This is a genomic window from Undibacterium sp. GrIS 1.8 (assembly GCF_040544445.1).
Lineage (GTDB): Bacteria > Pseudomonadota > Gammaproteobacteria > Burkholderiales > Burkholderiaceae_D > Undibacterium.
The window spans coordinates 116,549-133,167 of sequence record NZ_JBEONQ010000005.1; the positions used below are offsets into that span (position 1 = coordinate 116,549).

Here is a 16,619-nt window from a genome sequence, read left to right on the forward strand (position 1 = left end):
TCAGCCACCGATCGCCACTACCGGGTCAAGACGAGCCGCTCTTAAAGCCGGGGCAAAAGCGGCGAGCAGTCCGGTCATCGTTGCCAGTAATAATGCGGTAATGAATAAAGCCGGATCAAACTGTAGGGGGAATAAGGCCGTGCCGTCAGCATTTCGCGCGTACCGCTGCCACAACACCAAGGCCATAGCACCAATAGCACAGCCTGCGACCGCACCGCCGAGACCAAGTACGCCGCCTTGCAATAAAAACACTCTGAGTATTTGTCCTTGAGAAATCCCCATGGCGCGCAGTATTCCGATCTCTCGTGACTTTTGAACCACCACGACAACCAGCACACTCGCAATCCCGAACGCGACCGACAAACCAACAAAAAACCGTATTGCCGTGTTGGCAGTAGTTTGCGCACTGACGGCGGCAAAAAATTGGGCACTGGTTTTAATCCAGCTGTCTGCCTCTACACCGGTCGCGGCAGTAATCTGTTGCGCAATCACTTCCGCAGCATAAACATCCCGCACAGTGACTTCAAGACTGGATACGCCGCCTGGCAAACCTAACAGGCTTTGCGCGGTATGCAATGCGATAAACGTATTGCGCTGATTTGCGCCTTTATTCCCCAAATCAAAAATCCCAGCAATTGTGAGCGTGCTGGTCGCACCACTCGCTGTCGAAATCAATAATTTATCCCCCACGTCGACGCCCAAGTCGCTGGCTAATTCTGTCCCGATCAGTATCTCTGCCCCTGAAATACTCGATTTTCCTCGTACTATTTTGTCATTGATATCCACTATCCGATAATACAAGTCAGGCTCGATCCCGCTGACCGTAATCGCATGACTGACGCTACCACGCACAACGAGGGCCGATCCGCCAGCTACCGGCGATACCACGAGGACATCGGGCATGGCACGTATCTGTGTTGCCACGGCTTGCCATTGATCAATCGACTTTATTCTTTGCAAGGGTGGTTGAATAATCGCGCCTTCGACTTCGGCATTCGCTGAAATTACAATTGGTCGTAACGGACGGGTGACTTCCTGCGGAGGCAATAGTTGAATATGGGCTTGTGCTGATAAAACACGCTTGATAAAGTTAGACTGCAAGCCACTGAGCAAAGCGGACATAAACACAATTACGCCAACCCCGATCGCGACGCCCGCAATAATAAATACGGTCTGTAGCCGCCCCTCCCGCAAGAAGCGAATAGCAACAATCCATTCAAACGGAAGCCAGGCTGTTAACATTACTCACCCCTCATTGTGCTACTGGCTTATTGGCGGAATTGGCGGGCAGACTCGCAGCTGAATTCGAAGCCGGGCTGCTCATCACAGTACCAAGCAGATTGGTTTCCACTTTAGCCTTTGACGTGTCGGATGCAATGACCCGTACCCGCGCGCCTGACTTGATCGTGCCCGGTGATGCAAGAACGAGGTCGCCCTCATCCACACCGCTGAGTACTTCAACCAATCCCCCGCTACGAAGACCGGTACTGACCGCGCGTCGTATGGCATGGTACTGCTCTACTCTCAACACGGATGGAGGATCTTTATCACTTTCTGTTAAAGCGCTGACAGGAACTAACAACACGTGAGGCCGGCGTGCGACTTCAATATCAACCGAGACCGTCATATCTTGTCTTAATACCTGAGGCGGATTCGATACATCGAGTTTGACTTCAACCGCTCCGGTCTGAACATTGATACTGGGATTGATATAGACCAATGCTGCCGGAAAAAGCAACTTAGGGTATGCATCTGCAGAAGCAATCGCTGTTTGATTCAAGACTAACAAGCGAAGATTTTTCTCATCAATTTGTACAACCAATTGTGCACGTCCATCCGGAGATAAGGTCATTAACACTTTACCGGCCTGCACTACATCACCCACCTCAACCGCACGACTGATTAATATCCCACCCACAGGAGTAATGATTCTTGCGTATTTGACGCGCGCGCTCGCTGCATCTGCGTTGGCATTGGCACCGATCAGATTCGCTTCTGCCAAGGCAAAATCACTACCCGATGGACGTGTCGTTTCTAACTGCTTTTGCATCGTCCGTTGCTGCGCATCGGCAAGTTCAGCCGCCTTACGCACATCGTCCAGAGCAGCGGCTCCAATGAAGCCCTGCTGGAATAAATCCTGATTACGCTTCAATGTGGCTTTTGAATTATCCAGACTGACTTGTGCCTGACGCAATGCCTGCTCGGCAACTGGCGCCTGCACCTCACGCAACTGACGGACACGGGTCTGCGCTTGTACTGAAGCAGATCGCGCCTGACGCTCATTTGCAAGCAACTCTGCCGTATCAAGCTCAATTAAGACATCGCCCGCTTTTACCGTTTGCCCTTCGATCACAGGCACCCTGACGACGGTGCCTGTGATTTGTGCTCCGATATCGACCCGGTGCGGTGTCTCGACATGGCCACTGGCAACCACTGACTGAACAAAATCTCGCCGTACAACGCTGACTACGAAGACTTGTGGTCCACGCCACCAGATCGTCAAAAAGGCGAAAAACAAGCTGGCGACAATCAAGCCAGCCACTATTTTCCACTTGTACTTTAGGAAGACTGACTTGTCCAACATGACGATGCCTATTCGATCAGTTATTTGTCTTTGTGACACGCTGGTGCACTGGAACGATTGTGTGACTGCGATATCGGTTCATATCGTTTGAAGAGCTCATGCTATATCGCCAAAACGCTATTTCTTTGTGCATTAACGCGCTTAGTGTGGAGATTTAATCACGATCGTGAAGCTAACAAGCGCTCGGCATCTCGATTGAGAAAGTCATCTCGTCGTTAGCAACAATGCACGCAGCGTCAAACTAACTGATACGGAATCAGCGATGGCAGCAGATGCGGTCACGGTAACTTGTAAGACATCCGAAGTATGCATAAGTAACAACCCGCACTCGTTGATACATATCAAACGAATGGGTTTTTTATTGTTAACTATTTTTAGTGTTTGAATAACACCGTAGACATAAAATATTGCAATTACATTCTGTTACATAGTTGTATTTTCAGGTAAATCATGACAGAGTTATAAAAATCTTAATGTTGCTAATGTTGATGTATACGTTGTCCAAACCAATTTCGTAGTAAAGCCTAGCCAGACTCCTCCAGCCCAGTTTAAAGCGAAAGAACTTAATCATGAAAAAATTTATTTCATTACGAAAACAGGTAGGTCAGGCGGCAACAAAACTGCGACAAATTTTCCATAGCAATATTACGATCGATGCCGGTCGTTCAGTTGACGTGATGGGCAAATTGACGCCCGTATTAAAAAGCGGTTCGACCGACTTAAATCTAAACTTTGGATTATTGGACAAATTTACCGCTGAAACCGGTGTGGCGGCTACTGTGTTCGTTAAAAGTGGCGACGACCTGATCAGGATTACTAGCTCGATCAAAAAGCCCAATGGCGAGCGGCCTTTGGGCACGATCTTGGACCGCGCCCATCCCGGTTATGCATTGGTCATGTCGGGTAAATCTTACGTTGGTTACGCCTCATTATTTGGTAAGCCTTATATGACGCAATATGATCCGGTGCTCGATAGCAGCGGGCGAATGGTTGCTGTTTTGTTTGTCGGCATTGATGTCAGCGAAGTCCATCAAATGAGTATCGCCAGCAAGGTTGCCTTAATGGCGTTTGGCGTAGTCACTTGTATTATGAGTTTGTATGTGTGGATGTTTAGCTCAGCCGTGATCGCCGTCAGCAAGCAGAATGCGACAGCACTAACCGAGTTGCGCAACTGGTATCTTTTATTTGGTCTGCTTGCCTTAGTAGGTATGGCATTGATCGTTCATAAAGCGGTCAAGTTCATGGTTAGTGATGCTTTGGTTCAGGCAACTAAGGTGTCGCAACAACTTGCCGCTGGTGATCTGACCAAACAATTGCATGTGGGGCGCATGGATGAAATCGGTCAGCTAATGCAAGCCTTCAATGGCGTAAGCCAAAACTTGGCAGGCATCGTCAGCAATGTCCGCCAAGGCTCTGATCAGATTACCATCGCCTCGCGCGAGATTGCCTCTGGCAATTCCGATCTGTCGTCACGCACAGAATCGCAAGCCAGTTCACTGGAAGAAACCGCCTCCTCGATGGAAGAATTAACCTCGACCGTTAAGCAAAATGCAGACAGCGCGCGGCAGGCTAATCAGCTGGTATTGTCGGCATCGGAGGTGGCAGGCAAAGGCGGACAAGTCGTATCGCAAGTGGTTGAGACGATGGAATCAATCAAACAAAGTTCGCTCAAGATCACCGATATTATTTCTGTGATTGAGAGCATCGCTTTCCAAACCAATATCCTGGCATTGAACGCGGCGGTAGAGGCGGCCCGCGCGGGAGAACAGGGGCGCGGTTTTGCGGTAGTTGCGAATGAAGTCAGAAATCTGGCGCAACGCTCGTCATCCGCAGCGAAAGAAATTAAATCGCTGATCAACGACTCCGCAGATCAAGTCGATGCCGGCGGTGTGTTAGTCGCTAAAGCAGGCGAAACCATGACCGAGATCGTCAGTTCAGTTAAACGTGTTGCCGACATCATGAGCGAGATCACGTCCGCCAGCAGCGAACAAAGCACTGGCATAGAACAAGTCAACCAAGCCATTACTCAAATGGATGAAATGACGCAGCAAAATGCCGCGCTGGTAGAACAAGCCGCGGCGGCTGCCGCAAGTTTGCATGAACAGGCAGAAAAATTATCGCAAGTCGTGGTGGTCTTTAAACTTCTGGACGGACAAACTGTCAAAGCGCAAAAAGCGCAGAACACCGGAACGATCTCGGTGATCGAAAATCGCAGTAACGCAAGATCGGCAAATACACGCGCTTTAGCAGCACCGCGTCGCAAATGACTGAGTGATTCAAGCTTTAATTTGGACTGAATCGGGCGTGACAATCTTCGGGCTTATCAAGTCACTGACATTTAGCAACAAGATACGGACAAAATACAAGTAAGATAAAACATATACTCATAGCTAGTATATTTAAGTTGTTCATAGGATCATTGGACGATACGACATTTTTAATAAATTAAATGGGGAGTATATTGAAAAGGTAAAGAATCTTCCCGATAAAAATAGAAGAATAAAAAACAGCAAACCTATTGCCTAAGTTCAGCCTTACTAGATATAATGAGAATTATTCGCATTTATAATGTTAATTTGAATGGCAACGTACAAACATGATGGGCAACACCGGGACAAACGAACTCACTGACGAGTCCAAACAGCAGTCCAAGCAATCCACGAATTTAAGCAAGCCAATCACGCCGCTCATGCCAACAAGCAAATCGATCGCTGGCCAACAAAGCACGCGCGCTTTCTGGCTGCGGCATCTGCACCAATGGCATTGGATCAGCTCGGCATTATGTCTGATCGCCATGCTGATGTTTGCTGCAACCGGCATCACGCTCAATCATTCCGCCCAAATTGAGGCGCATCCCCAAGTCACCAAAAAATCCGGTCAAATTCCTGCGGCGATACTGGCAACATTAAAACAAACTAAGCACAGCAATGGCAAAGACGCACAAGATCCCCTGCCCGACGATCTGAGGCAATGGCTGGATCAACAGCAGTCCATCAGCGTGGGCAAGCAAGCAGCTGAATGGTCGCCAGAGGAAGTGTATATATCCTTGCCGCGCCCCGGCGGCGATGCCTGGCTGCGTATTGCGCTGGACACGGGCGAGTTGGAATATGAAAAAACCCAGCGCGGCTGGATCGCCTATCTCAACGATTTGCACAAAGGTCGCAACACCGGCAGCGCATGGAGCTGGTTTATCGATATCTTCGCCGTTGCCTGTTTAATTTTTTGTATCACCGGATTATTCCTGCTCAAAATGCATGCAGGCAATCGCCCTATTACCTGGCCCATTGTCGGTTTAGGATTAGTGTTACCGCTGCTATTAGCGATTCTGTTTATGCATTGATGTATTGCTTTTGTTTTACTTACGCCAGCTCAGTCGCCAGCTAATTTACCTGCACAATCCGCTATTTCTTCAATGAATAGCGATCATCGTTAACCGTATTTTATTTACCCAGAGGTTTTTTGTATGCGTAAGTTGCTCCCTTTTGCCATCACCAGTTTGTTGGGCAGTTCTGCCATGGCTGCTGATCTGACCGTTAAATTAGAAGTGCCGCGCCTGAATGTGGCTGAGTATCACCGACCGTATGTCGCCATGTGGATAGAAAAATCCGATCAGACTTTCGCCGGTAATCTGGCTGTTTGGTACGACTTAAAAAAACGCGATAACGAAGGTCTCAAATACTTAAAAGACTTGCGTCAATGGTGGCGTCGTAGCGGCCGCGATTTGCAATTGCCAGTGGATGGTGTGAGTGGTGCAACCCGTGTCGTGGGTGAATACACGTTGAATTTTGCGGGCGATAAAGGTGCTTTAGCCAAACTACCAGCTGGCGACTATCAGTTAGTGACAGAAGCAGCGCGTGAAGGTGGCGGGCGTGAAGTGGTCAAAGTACCTTTCCAATGGGGTGGCAAGACAGAACAAAATGCCAAAGCACAAGGTAGCAATGAGCTGGGTGCAATTGCGCTCAACGTCAAACCTTAATTGCTGCGTTTTACTCTGAATCGCAATCTCGGTGTGCATTTATTTAAAGCTGCATCTTAATTTGCATCTCGGTTGATGCGCTACTTCACATTCAATACCTGCAAGGAATAGTATGAAACCCGCTACCAAAATCATCGCTTTATCACTAGCTTCACTCGCACTCAGTTTGCCGCTGGCGGCACAGGCGCATCGCGCTTTCTTATTACCGACATCGACTATTACCGCAGGCAATGCGCCATGGGTCAGCATTGATGCGGCCGCGGCTACAGATGTGTTCTTCATGGATCATCAGCCGCTTAAGCTGGATAGTTTATTGATCACGGCACCGGATGGTAGCAACGCAAAAGAAGAAAACGCCAGCACAGGCAAACTGCGCAGCAGCTTTGATCTGCATCTGGAAAAAATCGGCACCTACAAAGTGAGCTTGCTCAACAACGCGGTGTTTGCCAGCTACAAAGATAAAGGCGTACCAAAACGCTGGCGCGGCGTAGCGGAAAACATCAGCAAAGAAATCCCTGCAGATGCAGAAGATGTCGTCATCAGCCAGATGCAAGGCCGGATCGAAACCTTTGTCACCAACGGCAAGCCGAGCACAAAAGCATTAGAGGTCACCGGCAAAGGATTAGAGATGCAAGCGATTACGCATCCGAATGATCTGGTCGCCGGTGAAAACGCCAGCTTCCGTCTGGTATTAGACGGCAAACCCGCCGCCAATGTCAGTGTCAGTGTCATCCCGGGCGGCATTCGTTATCGCCAGAATTTGGGCGAACAAACCTTGACGACCGATGCAGACGGCAAGCTGACGATTACCTGGAAAACGGCTGGTATGTATTGGTTAGAAGCTTCGGTTAAAGACGATAAATCAACGGTCAAAGGCGCTAAAGAACGACGGGCAAATTATTCAGCGACACTGGAAGTGCTGCCACAGTAATCGAATGTCATTTTTAATTAGCGCATCAGTTTGTAACTGAACTTCAACGGCATGACGCATGTCTTCATTCCTACCCACATGACAATGCCAGCGGCATCGCCTGTGGGTTCGTACACAGAAGATTTTTCTGGTGCGACTATGGGCACCACATGGGCAGTCAAACTGGTACGCCCTCAATATATTAGTGCTGTACAACTCCAAAATGGCATGCAACAAGCGCTAGATAAGGTAGTCGCGCAGATGAGTACCTGGCTGGCTGATTCTGATATCAGTCGCTTTAATCAGGCAGCAGCCGGGAGCTGACATGTGCTGCCGCCAGAGTTTTTTAAAGTGCTGGATTATGGTTTATTTATCGCGCAGCAAACATCGGGCGCGTATGACCCTAGCATCGGACACTTAGTTAATGTTTGGGGCTTTGGTCCTGATAAAAATGCCGGACAAATTCCAAGTAAGGAAGTATTGGAGCAAGCACGACGACAATCCGGTTATCAAAAATTACAAGTCGATCGTCTGAAGCAAAATGTGTATCAGCCGGGTGGCTTGTCGATTGATTTATCTTCGATTGCCAAAGGCTTTGGCGTTGATCAGGTAGCGCGATATTTAGAAGCGCAAGGCATACTCAGTTATCTGGTAGAAGTCGGCGGAGAATTGCGTGGCTTGGGAACTAAACCGGACAACACACCTTGGTGGGTGGAGTTAGAACAAGTACAAACACAAACAGAAGCGCAAACGCAAACGACTAGCACTGCCAGCATAGTTGCACTGCATGGATTGTCCATCGCCACATCAGGCGATTACCGTCGTTATTTTGACTACGAAGGACAACGTTTCTCCCACACCATTGATCCGTGTACAGGCTACCCGGTGACACATAATCTGGCCGCAGTCACCGTGCTGCATGCAGAATGTATGATCGCCGATGCGCTGGCCACCGCCATGACAGTCATGGGATTAACACTAGGGATGGCGTATGCCAATCAACTACATGTCGCTGCTTTATTTGTTTGCAGAGGTGCGGCAACCACGCACGGCGACCAGCCTGCATTTACAGAACATATGAGCAAAGCCCTAATGGCGATGCTGGAAGAATGAATCTATATTTTAAAAAATCAGTCATAAGGATTTTCTGGGTAACGGGTATTGTGCTGCTCGTTGCGCTAAGTGTCTGGACTGTCTGGACTATTTGGAATAGCCAATCTCAGCAATATCATCCCCTAAGTGCAGTAACACAGCGTAATCTGACGGCAGTTTTAGTCGTCATCGCCTATCTGCTTTTTTGCGCGGCAATCTTGCAGCAGCATCGCCGTCGCATCGCGATCGCCTCTGCAACTTTTGTGAGCAACATCAGTAGTATGGACGTAGCAAACAACGTAAAAAAAATACTCGTCGTGCATGCCAGCCAGACTGGCTATGCTGAACAACTGGCGCGCCAGACCGCGCAGAGTTTGCAAGCTGGCGGCATGGCGGTAGAGCTACTTTCCATCGCACAAATCAATGCTAGCCAACTACAACAAGCTGAACGTATTTTATTTGTCGTCAGCACCACGGGCGAAGGCGATGCGCCGGATAGCGCTGCCGGATTTGCCCGTAAGTTGATGAGCCAAACTCTGGCAATCACACAATTACGCTACGGCATTCTGGCGCTTGGGGACCGCAGCTACCAACACTACTGCGCCTTCGGGCACAGGCTGGAGCATTGGTTGCGGCATAACCATGCACAAACTTTATTTGATTTAATTGAGGTCGATAACGGTGACGAGGGCGCGCTACGGCACTGGCAACATCACCTTGGCGTACTTAGCGGCCATACCGAATTAGCCGACTGGACAAGCCCTGGTTATAGCAACTGGATTTTGACCGAACGTCGTCTGTTAAATCCTGGCAGCGCAGGCAGTGCCGCCTTCCACATCACACTGCGCCCTGATCATGCAAGTGGCACCGAGCTGCCGCTATGGCAAGCGGGCGATATTGTAGAAATCGGTCCAGAGTACGCACCTGACGATACGACACCAGCCACTGAACGTACTCCTCTACCGCACCGGGAATACTCCATTGCATCCATCCATAGTGATGGTCAAATCGAATTATTGGTACGCCAGATGCAGCAAGCCAATGGCAAACTGGGGATCGGTTCTGGCTGGCTGACAGCGTATGCACAAGTCGGCGGCAAGATTGCGGTGCGTTTACGTGAGAACCGCAGTTTTCATCCACCTACAGATGCGATGGCCGATAGACCGATGATACTCATTGGTAATGGCACCGGTCTGGCTGGCTTGCGCGCGCACATCAAACATCGCGCAAGCTTAGGATATTTGCGCAATTATTTATTTTTTGGCGAACGCAATCGTGCTTTTGACTACTTCCATCAAGAAGAAATAGAAGCGTGGAAAACTAAGGGTGTACTTCAAGAATGTCATCTGGCTTTTTCTCGTGACCAGGGACAGCGCGTGTATGTGCAAGACCGGCTTTTAGACAACGCAAACGCGATTCAAGAATGGATTAAGGACGGTGCAGCAATCTATGTTTGTGGCAGTTTGGCGGGGATGGCGGCCGGAGTCGATGCAGCACTAAATCAGATTTTGGGAGAGAACTTACTGGAGCAGCTGACGGAAGAAGGTAGGTATCGGCGTGATGTGTATTAATGCAGCTTTGTTCGGCAATCTAGTCCGGCAACTTATTAGCGAACTGCCTTAATAATTGAGCATGTCATGTGCCAAATCCGCACCGATATGTCGTTTAAAAATGGACTCCAGCGTACCGTCTTCCCGCATCTCTCGTATCGTTTTTTCTATTAACACGGCTGTGCTCTCTGGGATGCGCTGCCGTGACAAAATCAAACCGGCATAAATCAATTTTGTCTTGGATGACAAGTCCATGACCTTGACCGATTCGGTCATGTTTTCTTGCTTTAGAATCGGTACCCAACTAGTCGGCAGCGCCAATGCAGCATGTACACGTCCGATTTTTAAAAGCCGGATCACTGCATTAAAATCTGCCGCATCAACCATACGACCTTGCAGCCGGAGCTTGTCTAACCACTCGTCATATTCCTGCCCATGCTTAAAGCCACGCACTACGGCAACCTGATAACGCTTGTCGTCTAAAAAACCTTCCAGACTCTGTGTAGCGAAAGGTAAATCCTTACTGAACAAAACATAATTACGTGTACTGAAATAGGTAATAAAACGTGAGGTTTTCTGTCGCTCTGGCGTGGCGATTCCGGATACCGACATGTCCAAACCACCACTCGCCAGCATGGACCAAATACGTACCCGCGATTCCAATACAGAATGAAAATGGCAACCGCTACGACGACCTAATTCATCAATCACGTACTTATCGATACCCGTCAATTTGCCGTCTGGTGTACGGTAGTACAAGGCACCATGCTCATAAAACGCTACCGTAATATCGCCACAAGCCGCACCATTATTATGGTCAATACGCGAATGATCAGCACGCGATTCTGCCGCGAGAAAAAATAAAGCACAGCAGGGTATCAATCGCATCAACATTTTATTTTTATAACAATTACTAATCGGGTGAATGAAAAATCTTGCTGCTCGTCAAGTCAACAAATCAAATATGGCCCGGCAAACACAAATCAAAGACGAACCAAACACGGCGTAACTGGGGTGCAGATAAGTGATAACTGAATTTAAATTCAGGATTGGATGAGTATGCACCTTTCAGTCAAGAAATAGTCTGAAGAATGCGTCTAGATTTTGTATGTGCGCTTTGGCTAACTTAAGTGTTGTAACCAAAGCGATTTGGGTATCTAAGATGACCGCAGCGGGTCTAATAGTGAACGCAGATTGTTGTGATCCAGTTCATACATCAAGGCAATCAGCGACCCTAATTCCCCCTTCGGAAAGCCCTCGCGGGCAAACCAGCCCAGATAATGGCCTGGCAAATCTGCCAACAGGCGGCCTTGGTATTTGCCATAAGGCATGGTGCGGGTGACTAGCAATTGCAGATCTTCAGGGCGCATAATTTAGTTTGTAGTCTGCTCAAATTGATACAAGGTACAGTGCATCTCATCAATCCATTCCTGATGCACCGAGAACGCGTCTTGGGTGTAATCGGCGATAAACTTTTTCCAGAATAAAGCCGCAGGACGATTGTCATCAATATGAAAAATCTGCCAGCGTCCGACAAACCGTGGCAATAACAAACCAAGCGCTTGCTTCGCAACACCTTTACCGCGAAAACGCCGGGCCACAAAAAAATACCCCATATTGTGATCAAGCTCCGGATAATTAACTTCATCATCCACGGTGACAAAACCAGCCACCTCGCCATCTACCTTGATGATGAATCCTTGAGTAGTAGGCCGTGCCCAATACGTCGCTTTAGGGCGGATCGTAAATAAGCCGTTTTGCCCCAATGACAAAGCGGGTGACAAAGGCAGCCACTCGCTGAAGTCATAGCTATAAAACTGCATCATATTTTCGATGCTGGGGTAGTCAGACGGCTGAGCCAGATGGAGTTCAATTACTGGCATGCTGACCTTACCGTTATTTGTGAAGCTAAACAATCAAGCACAAAATTAATCCCCAACTAACTGCACCGCATCAACCACCTTGTAACCATGTTCCAGATTGTTGGCGAGCGTGATTTTGACTGCTTTGGCTTTGTATGTGGTCTTGTCAAAACTACGGACAAACCAGGTTCTCCGACCGCGCGTATCTTTTTTGACTTCGCTGATACCAGTCCACACTACATTCCACTTTCCGTCAATATCTTGCAACTCGACCTTGCTGATTGCCTCGACCCCAGAACCATTGTCAAACGCGACTCTGACTTCAGTCGCGGCAACAGGTTTATCGTAGCCAGTTTCTACGGTATCAAAACCCAATTCCTGATGGTTATTAGTCCAGGTTTTACCGTCGACGGGTCCTTTAATATTGGCGGCAATACTACTATCGGAAGGCGTCTTACCATTATCATCACCAAAAGTAGAACTGGCTTTGGCAGAACTGGCCCATTGTGCGCGGGTATCGTTCATATATTTGTCTTCCATTACCCCGTAGTCCATTAGCGCTTGCTTAGCAGCGAGTTCTTTTTGTTCTGGCGTTTGCTCCGTTGGAGTGACTGGTGTCGCCACCGCGGCTGGCGTTGCTGGTGCTGGTGCGGCTACGACTGGTATTTCTGGCGCAGCTTCTGGTGCTTTTTTATGACAAGCGACTATCAATGTTGACGACAAGATGAGAGCCAGTGTTGAGATTTTTTTCATGGGATTAATCTGTTGGTTAGCAAATGGAATATCGGGATGACATAAAAAATGTCCTGTTACGTGCTGAGGTAATTGATGAATCAGCGTATTGACCGTACTAGAATTTATATTTTACCAATAAAGTTGAGCATATCAAGCAAACAACATCTAACTAAGCTCATACTCACTCACTTTTTGTAAGCAAAGAGCAATTCGTCAACCTGACGGGATTGCCTATTTCTGTTTGGCATAGTTCCTGCACGGAAAAACAACAACGGCAATATTGCTCTACAGACTTATCCATGGCAGCATGGCAGCATGGCAGATTGCCCTGTTGTGATATCGGTCTGGTGCATGATTTTCGTCATCTCGCACCCTGAACTGACCAATAGCACTTAATTGCGCCAATCACGTCAGGCCATATTGGTCAGTACGGTATTGTTAGTTTTATTTGGAAACTTAATTTTTTATCTGAGGAACGATCAAAATGCTGCTTCAAAAAGAGATAAAACAATGTCGTGGCTTAGCACTGAGCGTCATTGGATTAGCGCTGATCTTAAGCGCTTGCAGCAAGGCACCTCCACCCGAAGAGCCTGTAGCGGATGCATCAACGCCACAAACCCCCGCATCCGCCCCCACCGGCCTGGTCAAAAATCCTTACAAACACGGCGCCGCTGCGGACGTAACCAAGTGGATGGATATGGCCTCGACCAAGACTCCAGCGCAAATAGCACAAGAAGAAAAATTAGCGAAGGACGCCAAAGAAGCGAAGCTGGCACAAGAAGCCAAAGCTCTGGCAGCAGCAAAGGCCGCGGCAGCATCTAAAGAAGTACCTAAAGTCGCTGTGGCTGCACCTCAAATAGTCACACCAAAAGTCGTGGAGCCTATTGTCGTGGCAACAGCGCCAACGGTGGCAGCAGCTGTACCAAAGCCGACACCTGCTCCGGCACCAGCACCAGAATCTATCGTGTTAAAAGTTGTCTCCAGCGTACAACCCAAGTTTCCTAACACGGCGATACGTTCAGGTATCACGGACGGTATCGTCAAAGCGCGTATACATATTGAGACCGATGGCAAAGTATCTCAGGTAGAAATATTGTCAGCCAAGCCCACCAGATACTTTGACAAAGAAGTCATCGCTGCTGCGTCACAATGGAAATATGCACCAATCTCCAGACCACAAACTACGCTACTGGAGTTCAACTTCAAATTAGATGACCAATCCAGATAAACGATTTTGATCTATCTCCCAGGCGACTCAGCCCAATATCGCTGGGTTGAGCGTCCATGTAGCGTAGGTCAATCCCCCCGCAAAACTGACCCAGGCCAGATACGGCAGCAGCAAGATGGCTGCAGTCGTATTGAGTCGCCAAAACGCCACAATAGTCCCCACAATCAAAGCCCATAGCAGCAAGATTTCGACAAAGGCCAACGCGCCTTGATGCCAGACAAAAAATAGCCAGGTCCAAATTGCATTCGCTGCCAACTGCATCAAAAACAAACTAATCGCAGCGCTAGCTTGACGCAATCCATGTGCACGCCAAACTAGCCAGATCGCTATCGCCATCATCAAATATAAAACCGTCCAGACTGGCCCGAACAACCAAGCCGGAGGAGCCCATTCTGGGCGCGTCAATTGCATATAAAACGTACCAGCTTGTGCTGAGGCAAACGCACCAATCGCAGCAGCAGAAAAGGTCAATATCAACCAGCCGACAAAGCCGCCAATTTGCTGGCCGGATGAATAGCGAGGAGAATTTATTTGCATTTTATTTTTTCAATTAAATTGATGTCACCAGGATTTGCACATCAGCGACAGTTAGGTAGATAAACAACGAACGATACCTCTATCTTATCGCTGTTTGTTCAGTGCTGGCGGAGGGTATTGTTATGCTCTGATCATTTTTAATTGGTGTTATTAATTTTTATAGTTCTCAAATAAAACCGGAGCGCCTGCCTTTGCCGAAACAACTCGCCGCCCCTCAGAAACCAAGGCATCCTCGTCGGGCCCACTGCGGCTATTTAATACCCAGTTTTCACTGATACGTTTATGAAAAACCCAGTCACGTAAGGCCGGCAGATACCGGAAAGTAATGAAGTCTGTCCAATGCTGCCCGCAAGACATAGCGTTTTCAATTGTGAAGTAATGGTTTTTAATGGAGATATTTTTTTCATCAGCATCAAAAGGATCACACTGACCACCCTCATCTACTTTAAACACCACATGATCATTGCGCTTTACCAAAGTAAAACGACCGTCCGGATTCTGAATAAATAATAGCAGTGGTCGTGCTGGTGCCGAATCGTCACCGTTGACTGTCTTTTCATTTTTCTTGTGTAGCACAACGACATAATCGACCAGTTTATCGTCGTTCAGCTCACCACTTTGAAAAGAATGAACTTCGTAGTCCTTGGGAATCTGATCCAGAATATTTTTCGGCAAATTTGCCGCAAACACGTTGCCGCACACAGCCAATAAAGCGATGCAGAATAATGGTTGTAAGTTTGGTTTCATCGGATGTATAAAAAAATGATGCGACTAATTCAACATCGTCAGCGCCGCTCATTATGATCACAACTAAGACTTAAGTCATGTATGAGTTTCAACATCGAGCTTACTTCTTCGGATTGATTTCAATCTGAAAAAAAATAATCAGAAATTGAAGGCAGCGCATTCAGAAATCGACCAGATTTTATCGTCTGGTTTGGCTGGCCGCACGCTCTCCGGCGGCGCGGCTTTTGGGAACAAGACCTTGTATCTTGCAGGTTTGCCACCCAGCGATTCTGTCTTGAAATAATTTTCTTTACGCTCGCGTGTCAGGGCACATATGCCACGCAAGGTGAACATGGATGAAGACACCGAGCCGCCAGAAATGAGACTGACCTCGACTTCAGAGTTATCTGAGTTTCGTGCAGTTTCTAAAAAAACCATTTCCAGTGTTTTACCATTTTCTACCGCTTGGTTTTTTACTTCTAACCGGAAAAGTTTCTCCTCCGCTTGTGCAGCCAGAGCGGTGAGAGCAGTGACCGATACAGCAGCGATGATTGCAGTAGCAAAGATGTTCTTCATGGGGTTCTCCAAAGCGATTAAGTTTACTTACAGGTTTCGGCAGAATTTTTATTGCCCAGCATGTGATGCCATGAGCCATGAATAAGTTCTATTTAAATATACTCCCCCATATTTTTATCAAATATTGGCTAACGACCAGTAAATATATGGACGATTAAATATACTGCAATGGAGTATATTTATTATTGTAAAAAGACTTGTTGTCAGTGCTTGATATTTGTCACTGAATAAGCAGCTAAATATACATCTAAACACATAGCTGAATCGGCAGCAGAACTTATGGATAGCGGCGTTTCCTCTCGGCGACAGAACCGATGATAAGTTGCTCAAGGACTTTAAGATCAACATCGCTGAGCTTGCGGATGTACAAACAGGCTTTTGCTGTCTTGTGCTTTCCCAGTTTGGCTAGCAGTTCGTCATGATCGGGGAAGCTAGCTAAAATATAGATACTAATATCGCCCTTACGTGACGAGAAACCTGTCAGGCATGAGTCACCTTCGCGGCCACTCTCGTACTTATAGTGATAGCTGCCAAAACCGACGATACTGGCTCCCCACATCTGCGGTTTGTGCTTGGTCGCTTTGGCGATCAGCTTGCTTAAATCTTCACAATCCTTGCGTCTGCAGCCATCTTCAATTGCGGCAAGATAATCTTCCACGCTGGCCTCAGTCGCTTGCGTTTTGTTCTCAGCCATGAATTACCTTTTTAGGTTGAATCATATACGTGCAATTGGATAATGCTAACCGCATCTGCACTGAAATATGCAGACTTATTCCAGGCACTTCTTAGCAATATCATTCCTGAGATTTACATCCGATATTTAAACAAGTATTCAGGCTCTGG

The 16,619-nt window shown here is 47.8% G+C and carries 16 protein-coding genes and 1 pseudogene; 7 read left to right on the forward strand and 10 right to left on the reverse strand.

Annotated elements, in window-relative coordinates:
- Positions 1-1,242, reverse strand: coding sequence for an ABC transporter permease (locus AAKU64_RS03915; RefSeq protein ID WP_354334513.1), 1,242 nt, complete (start codon positions 1,240-1,242; stop codon positions 1-3).
- Positions 1,243-1,252: 10 nt separating this feature from the next.
- Positions 1,253-2,584 carry an efflux RND transporter periplasmic adaptor subunit gene (locus tag AAKU64_RS03920; RefSeq protein ID WP_354334515.1) on the reverse strand — a complete coding sequence of 444 codons (1,332 nt, stop codon included), beginning with the start codon at positions 2,582-2,584 and terminating at the stop codon, positions 1,253-1,255.
- A 569-nt stretch (positions 2,585-3,153) separates the two neighbouring features.
- Between AAKU64_RS03920 and AAKU64_RS03925 the strand changes: the two genes are divergently transcribed.
- From AAKU64_RS03925 to AAKU64_RS03950, 6 genes and pseudogenes are all read left to right on the forward strand, one after another.
- The gene (locus AAKU64_RS03925) at positions 3,154-4,851 is read left to right on the forward strand and encodes a methyl-accepting chemotaxis protein (RefSeq protein WP_354361483.1); all 1,698 of its coding nucleotides are present in this window, start codon (positions 3,154-3,156) and stop codon (positions 4,849-4,851) included.
- Positions 4,852-5,273: 422 nt separating this feature from the next.
- The gene (locus tag AAKU64_RS03930; RefSeq protein ID WP_354361497.1) at positions 5,274-5,924 is read left to right on the forward strand and encodes a PepSY-associated TM helix domain-containing protein; all 651 of its coding nucleotides are present in this window, start codon (positions 5,274-5,276) and stop codon (positions 5,922-5,924) included.
- 123 nt (positions 5,925-6,047) lie between these two features.
- The gene (locus AAKU64_RS03935) at positions 6,048-6,560 is read left to right on the forward strand and encodes a DUF2271 domain-containing protein (RefSeq protein WP_322120497.1); all 513 of its coding nucleotides are present in this window, start codon (positions 6,048-6,050) and stop codon (positions 6,558-6,560) included.
- A 112-nt stretch (positions 6,561-6,672) separates the two neighbouring features.
- Positions 6,673-7,491: a DUF4198 domain-containing protein gene (locus tag AAKU64_RS03940; protein WP_354330275.1), complete on the forward strand. Its 819-nt coding sequence runs from the start codon at positions 6,673-6,675 to the stop codon at positions 7,489-7,491.
- A 138-nt stretch (positions 7,492-7,629) separates the two neighbouring features.
- Positions 7,630-8,583, forward strand: a pseudogene (locus tag AAKU64_RS03945) (FAD:protein FMN transferase).
- Complete coding sequence (locus AAKU64_RS03950; RefSeq protein ID WP_354361485.1) at positions 8,580-10,133, forward strand: sulfite reductase subunit alpha; 1,554 nt, start codon at positions 8,580-8,582, stop codon at positions 10,131-10,133. Before AAKU64_RS03945 ends, AAKU64_RS03950 begins: the two are co-directional and overlap by 4 nt.
- 48 nt (positions 10,134-10,181) lie before the next feature.
- Here AAKU64_RS03950 and AAKU64_RS03955 read toward each other — a convergent pair whose 3' ends face one another.
- From AAKU64_RS03955 to AAKU64_RS03970, 4 genes are all read right to left on the reverse strand, one after another.
- Positions 10,182-11,000, reverse strand: a complete 819-nt coding sequence (locus AAKU64_RS03955) for a substrate-binding periplasmic protein (RefSeq protein WP_354361487.1) — start codon at positions 10,998-11,000, stop codon at positions 10,182-10,184.
- A 269-nt stretch (positions 11,001-11,269) separates the two neighbouring features.
- Complete coding sequence (locus AAKU64_RS03960; RefSeq protein ID WP_354330268.1) at positions 11,270-11,482, reverse strand: DUF3820 family protein; 213 nt, start codon at positions 11,480-11,482, stop codon at positions 11,270-11,272.
- Between the two features lie 3 nt (positions 11,483-11,485).
- Positions 11,486-11,995, reverse strand: coding sequence for a GNAT family N-acetyltransferase (locus AAKU64_RS03965; protein ID WP_354330267.1), 510 nt, complete (start codon positions 11,993-11,995; stop codon positions 11,486-11,488).
- Positions 11,996-12,040: 45 nt separating this feature from the next.
- Positions 12,041-12,727, reverse strand: coding sequence for a hypothetical protein (locus AAKU64_RS03970; protein WP_354330265.1), 687 nt, complete (start codon positions 12,725-12,727; stop codon positions 12,041-12,043).
- A gap of 466 nt (positions 12,728-13,193) precedes the next feature.
- On the opposite strand from AAKU64_RS03970, the gene AAKU64_RS03975 reads away from it, so the two are divergent.
- Entirely contained in the window at positions 13,194-13,937 is a 744-nt protein-coding gene (locus AAKU64_RS03975; RefSeq protein WP_354330263.1) for an energy transducer TonB, read from the forward strand.
- Between the two features lie 27 nt (positions 13,938-13,964).
- On the opposite strand, the gene AAKU64_RS03980 is transcribed toward AAKU64_RS03975, so the two are convergent.
- The 4 genes from AAKU64_RS03980 to AAKU64_RS03995 form a co-directional block, all read right to left on the reverse strand.
- Positions 13,965-14,474 (reverse strand): TspO/MBR family protein, encoded by a 510-nt coding sequence (locus AAKU64_RS03980; protein ID WP_354330261.1) that lies wholly within the window; start codon positions 14,472-14,474, stop codon positions 13,965-13,967.
- A gap of 150 nt (positions 14,475-14,624) precedes the next feature.
- Complete coding sequence (locus AAKU64_RS03985) at positions 14,625-15,221, reverse strand: hypothetical protein (protein WP_354330259.1); 597 nt, start codon at positions 15,219-15,221, stop codon at positions 14,625-14,627.
- Positions 15,222-15,359: 138 nt separating this feature from the next.
- Positions 15,360-15,776 carry a hypothetical protein gene (locus AAKU64_RS03990; protein WP_354330257.1) on the reverse strand — a complete coding sequence of 139 codons (417 nt, stop codon included), beginning with the start codon at positions 15,774-15,776 and terminating at the stop codon, positions 15,360-15,362.
- Positions 15,777-16,053: 277 nt separating this feature from the next.
- Positions 16,054-16,470 (reverse strand): DUF1801 domain-containing protein, encoded by a 417-nt coding sequence (locus AAKU64_RS03995; RefSeq protein ID WP_354361489.1) that lies wholly within the window; start codon positions 16,468-16,470, stop codon positions 16,054-16,056.
- Positions 16,471-16,619: the final 149 nt, after the last annotated feature.

What these genes read in the sequence shown, in the direction of transcription:
- AAKU64_RS03975 (WP_354330263.1), top strand. Translation starts at nt 13,194, where the DNA reads ATGCTGCTTCAAAAAGAGATAAAACAATGTCGTGGCTTAGCACTGAGC.
- AAKU64_RS03925 (WP_354361483.1), top strand. Translation starts at nt 3,154, where the DNA reads ATGAAAAAATTTATTTCATTACGAAAACAGGTAGGTCAGGCGGCAACA.
- AAKU64_RS03970 (WP_354330265.1), bottom strand. Translation starts at nt 12,727, where the DNA reads ATGAAAAAAATCTCAACACTGGCTCTCATCTTGTCGTCAACATTGATA.
- AAKU64_RS03990 (WP_354330257.1), bottom strand. Translation starts at nt 15,776, where the DNA reads ATGAAGAACATCTTTGCTACTGCAATCATCGCTGCTGTATCGGTCACT.
- AAKU64_RS03955 (WP_354361487.1), bottom strand. Translation starts at nt 11,000, where the DNA reads ATGCGATTGATACCCTGCTGTGCTTTATTTTTTCTCGCGGCAGAATCG.
- AAKU64_RS03965 (WP_354330267.1), bottom strand. Translation starts at nt 11,995, where the DNA reads ATGCCAGTAATTGAACTCCATCTGGCTCAGCCGTCTGACTACCCCAGC.
- AAKU64_RS03980 (WP_354330261.1), bottom strand. Translation starts at nt 14,474, where the DNA reads ATGCAAATAAATTCTCCTCGCTATTCATCCGGCCAGCAAATTGGCGGC.
- AAKU64_RS03995 (WP_354361489.1), bottom strand. Translation starts at nt 16,470, where the DNA reads ATGGCTGAGAACAAAACGCAAGCGACTGAGGCCAGCGTGGAAGATTAT.
- AAKU64_RS03950 (WP_354361485.1), top strand. Translation starts at nt 8,580, where the DNA reads ATGAATCTATATTTTAAAAAATCAGTCATAAGGATTTTCTGGGTAACG.
- AAKU64_RS03915 (WP_354334513.1), bottom strand. Translation starts at nt 1,242, where the DNA reads ATGTTAACAGCCTGGCTTCCGTTTGAATGGATTGTTGCTATTCGCTTC.
- AAKU64_RS03960 (WP_354330268.1), bottom strand. Translation starts at nt 11,482, where the DNA reads ATGCGCCCTGAAGATCTGCAATTGCTAGTCACCCGCACCATGCCTTAT.
- AAKU64_RS03920 (WP_354334515.1), bottom strand. Translation starts at nt 2,584, where the DNA reads ATGTTGGACAAGTCAGTCTTCCTAAAGTACAAGTGGAAAATAGTGGCT.
- AAKU64_RS03930 (WP_354361497.1), top strand. Translation starts at nt 5,274, where the DNA reads ATGCCAACAAGCAAATCGATCGCTGGCCAACAAAGCACGCGCGCTTTC.
- AAKU64_RS03985 (WP_354330259.1), bottom strand. Translation starts at nt 15,221, where the DNA reads ATGAAACCAAACTTACAACCATTATTCTGCATCGCTTTATTGGCTGTG.
- AAKU64_RS03940 (WP_354330275.1), top strand. Translation starts at nt 6,673, where the DNA reads ATGAAACCCGCTACCAAAATCATCGCTTTATCACTAGCTTCACTCGCA.
- AAKU64_RS03935 (WP_322120497.1), top strand. Translation starts at nt 6,048, where the DNA reads ATGCGTAAGTTGCTCCCTTTTGCCATCACCAGTTTGTTGGGCAGTTCT.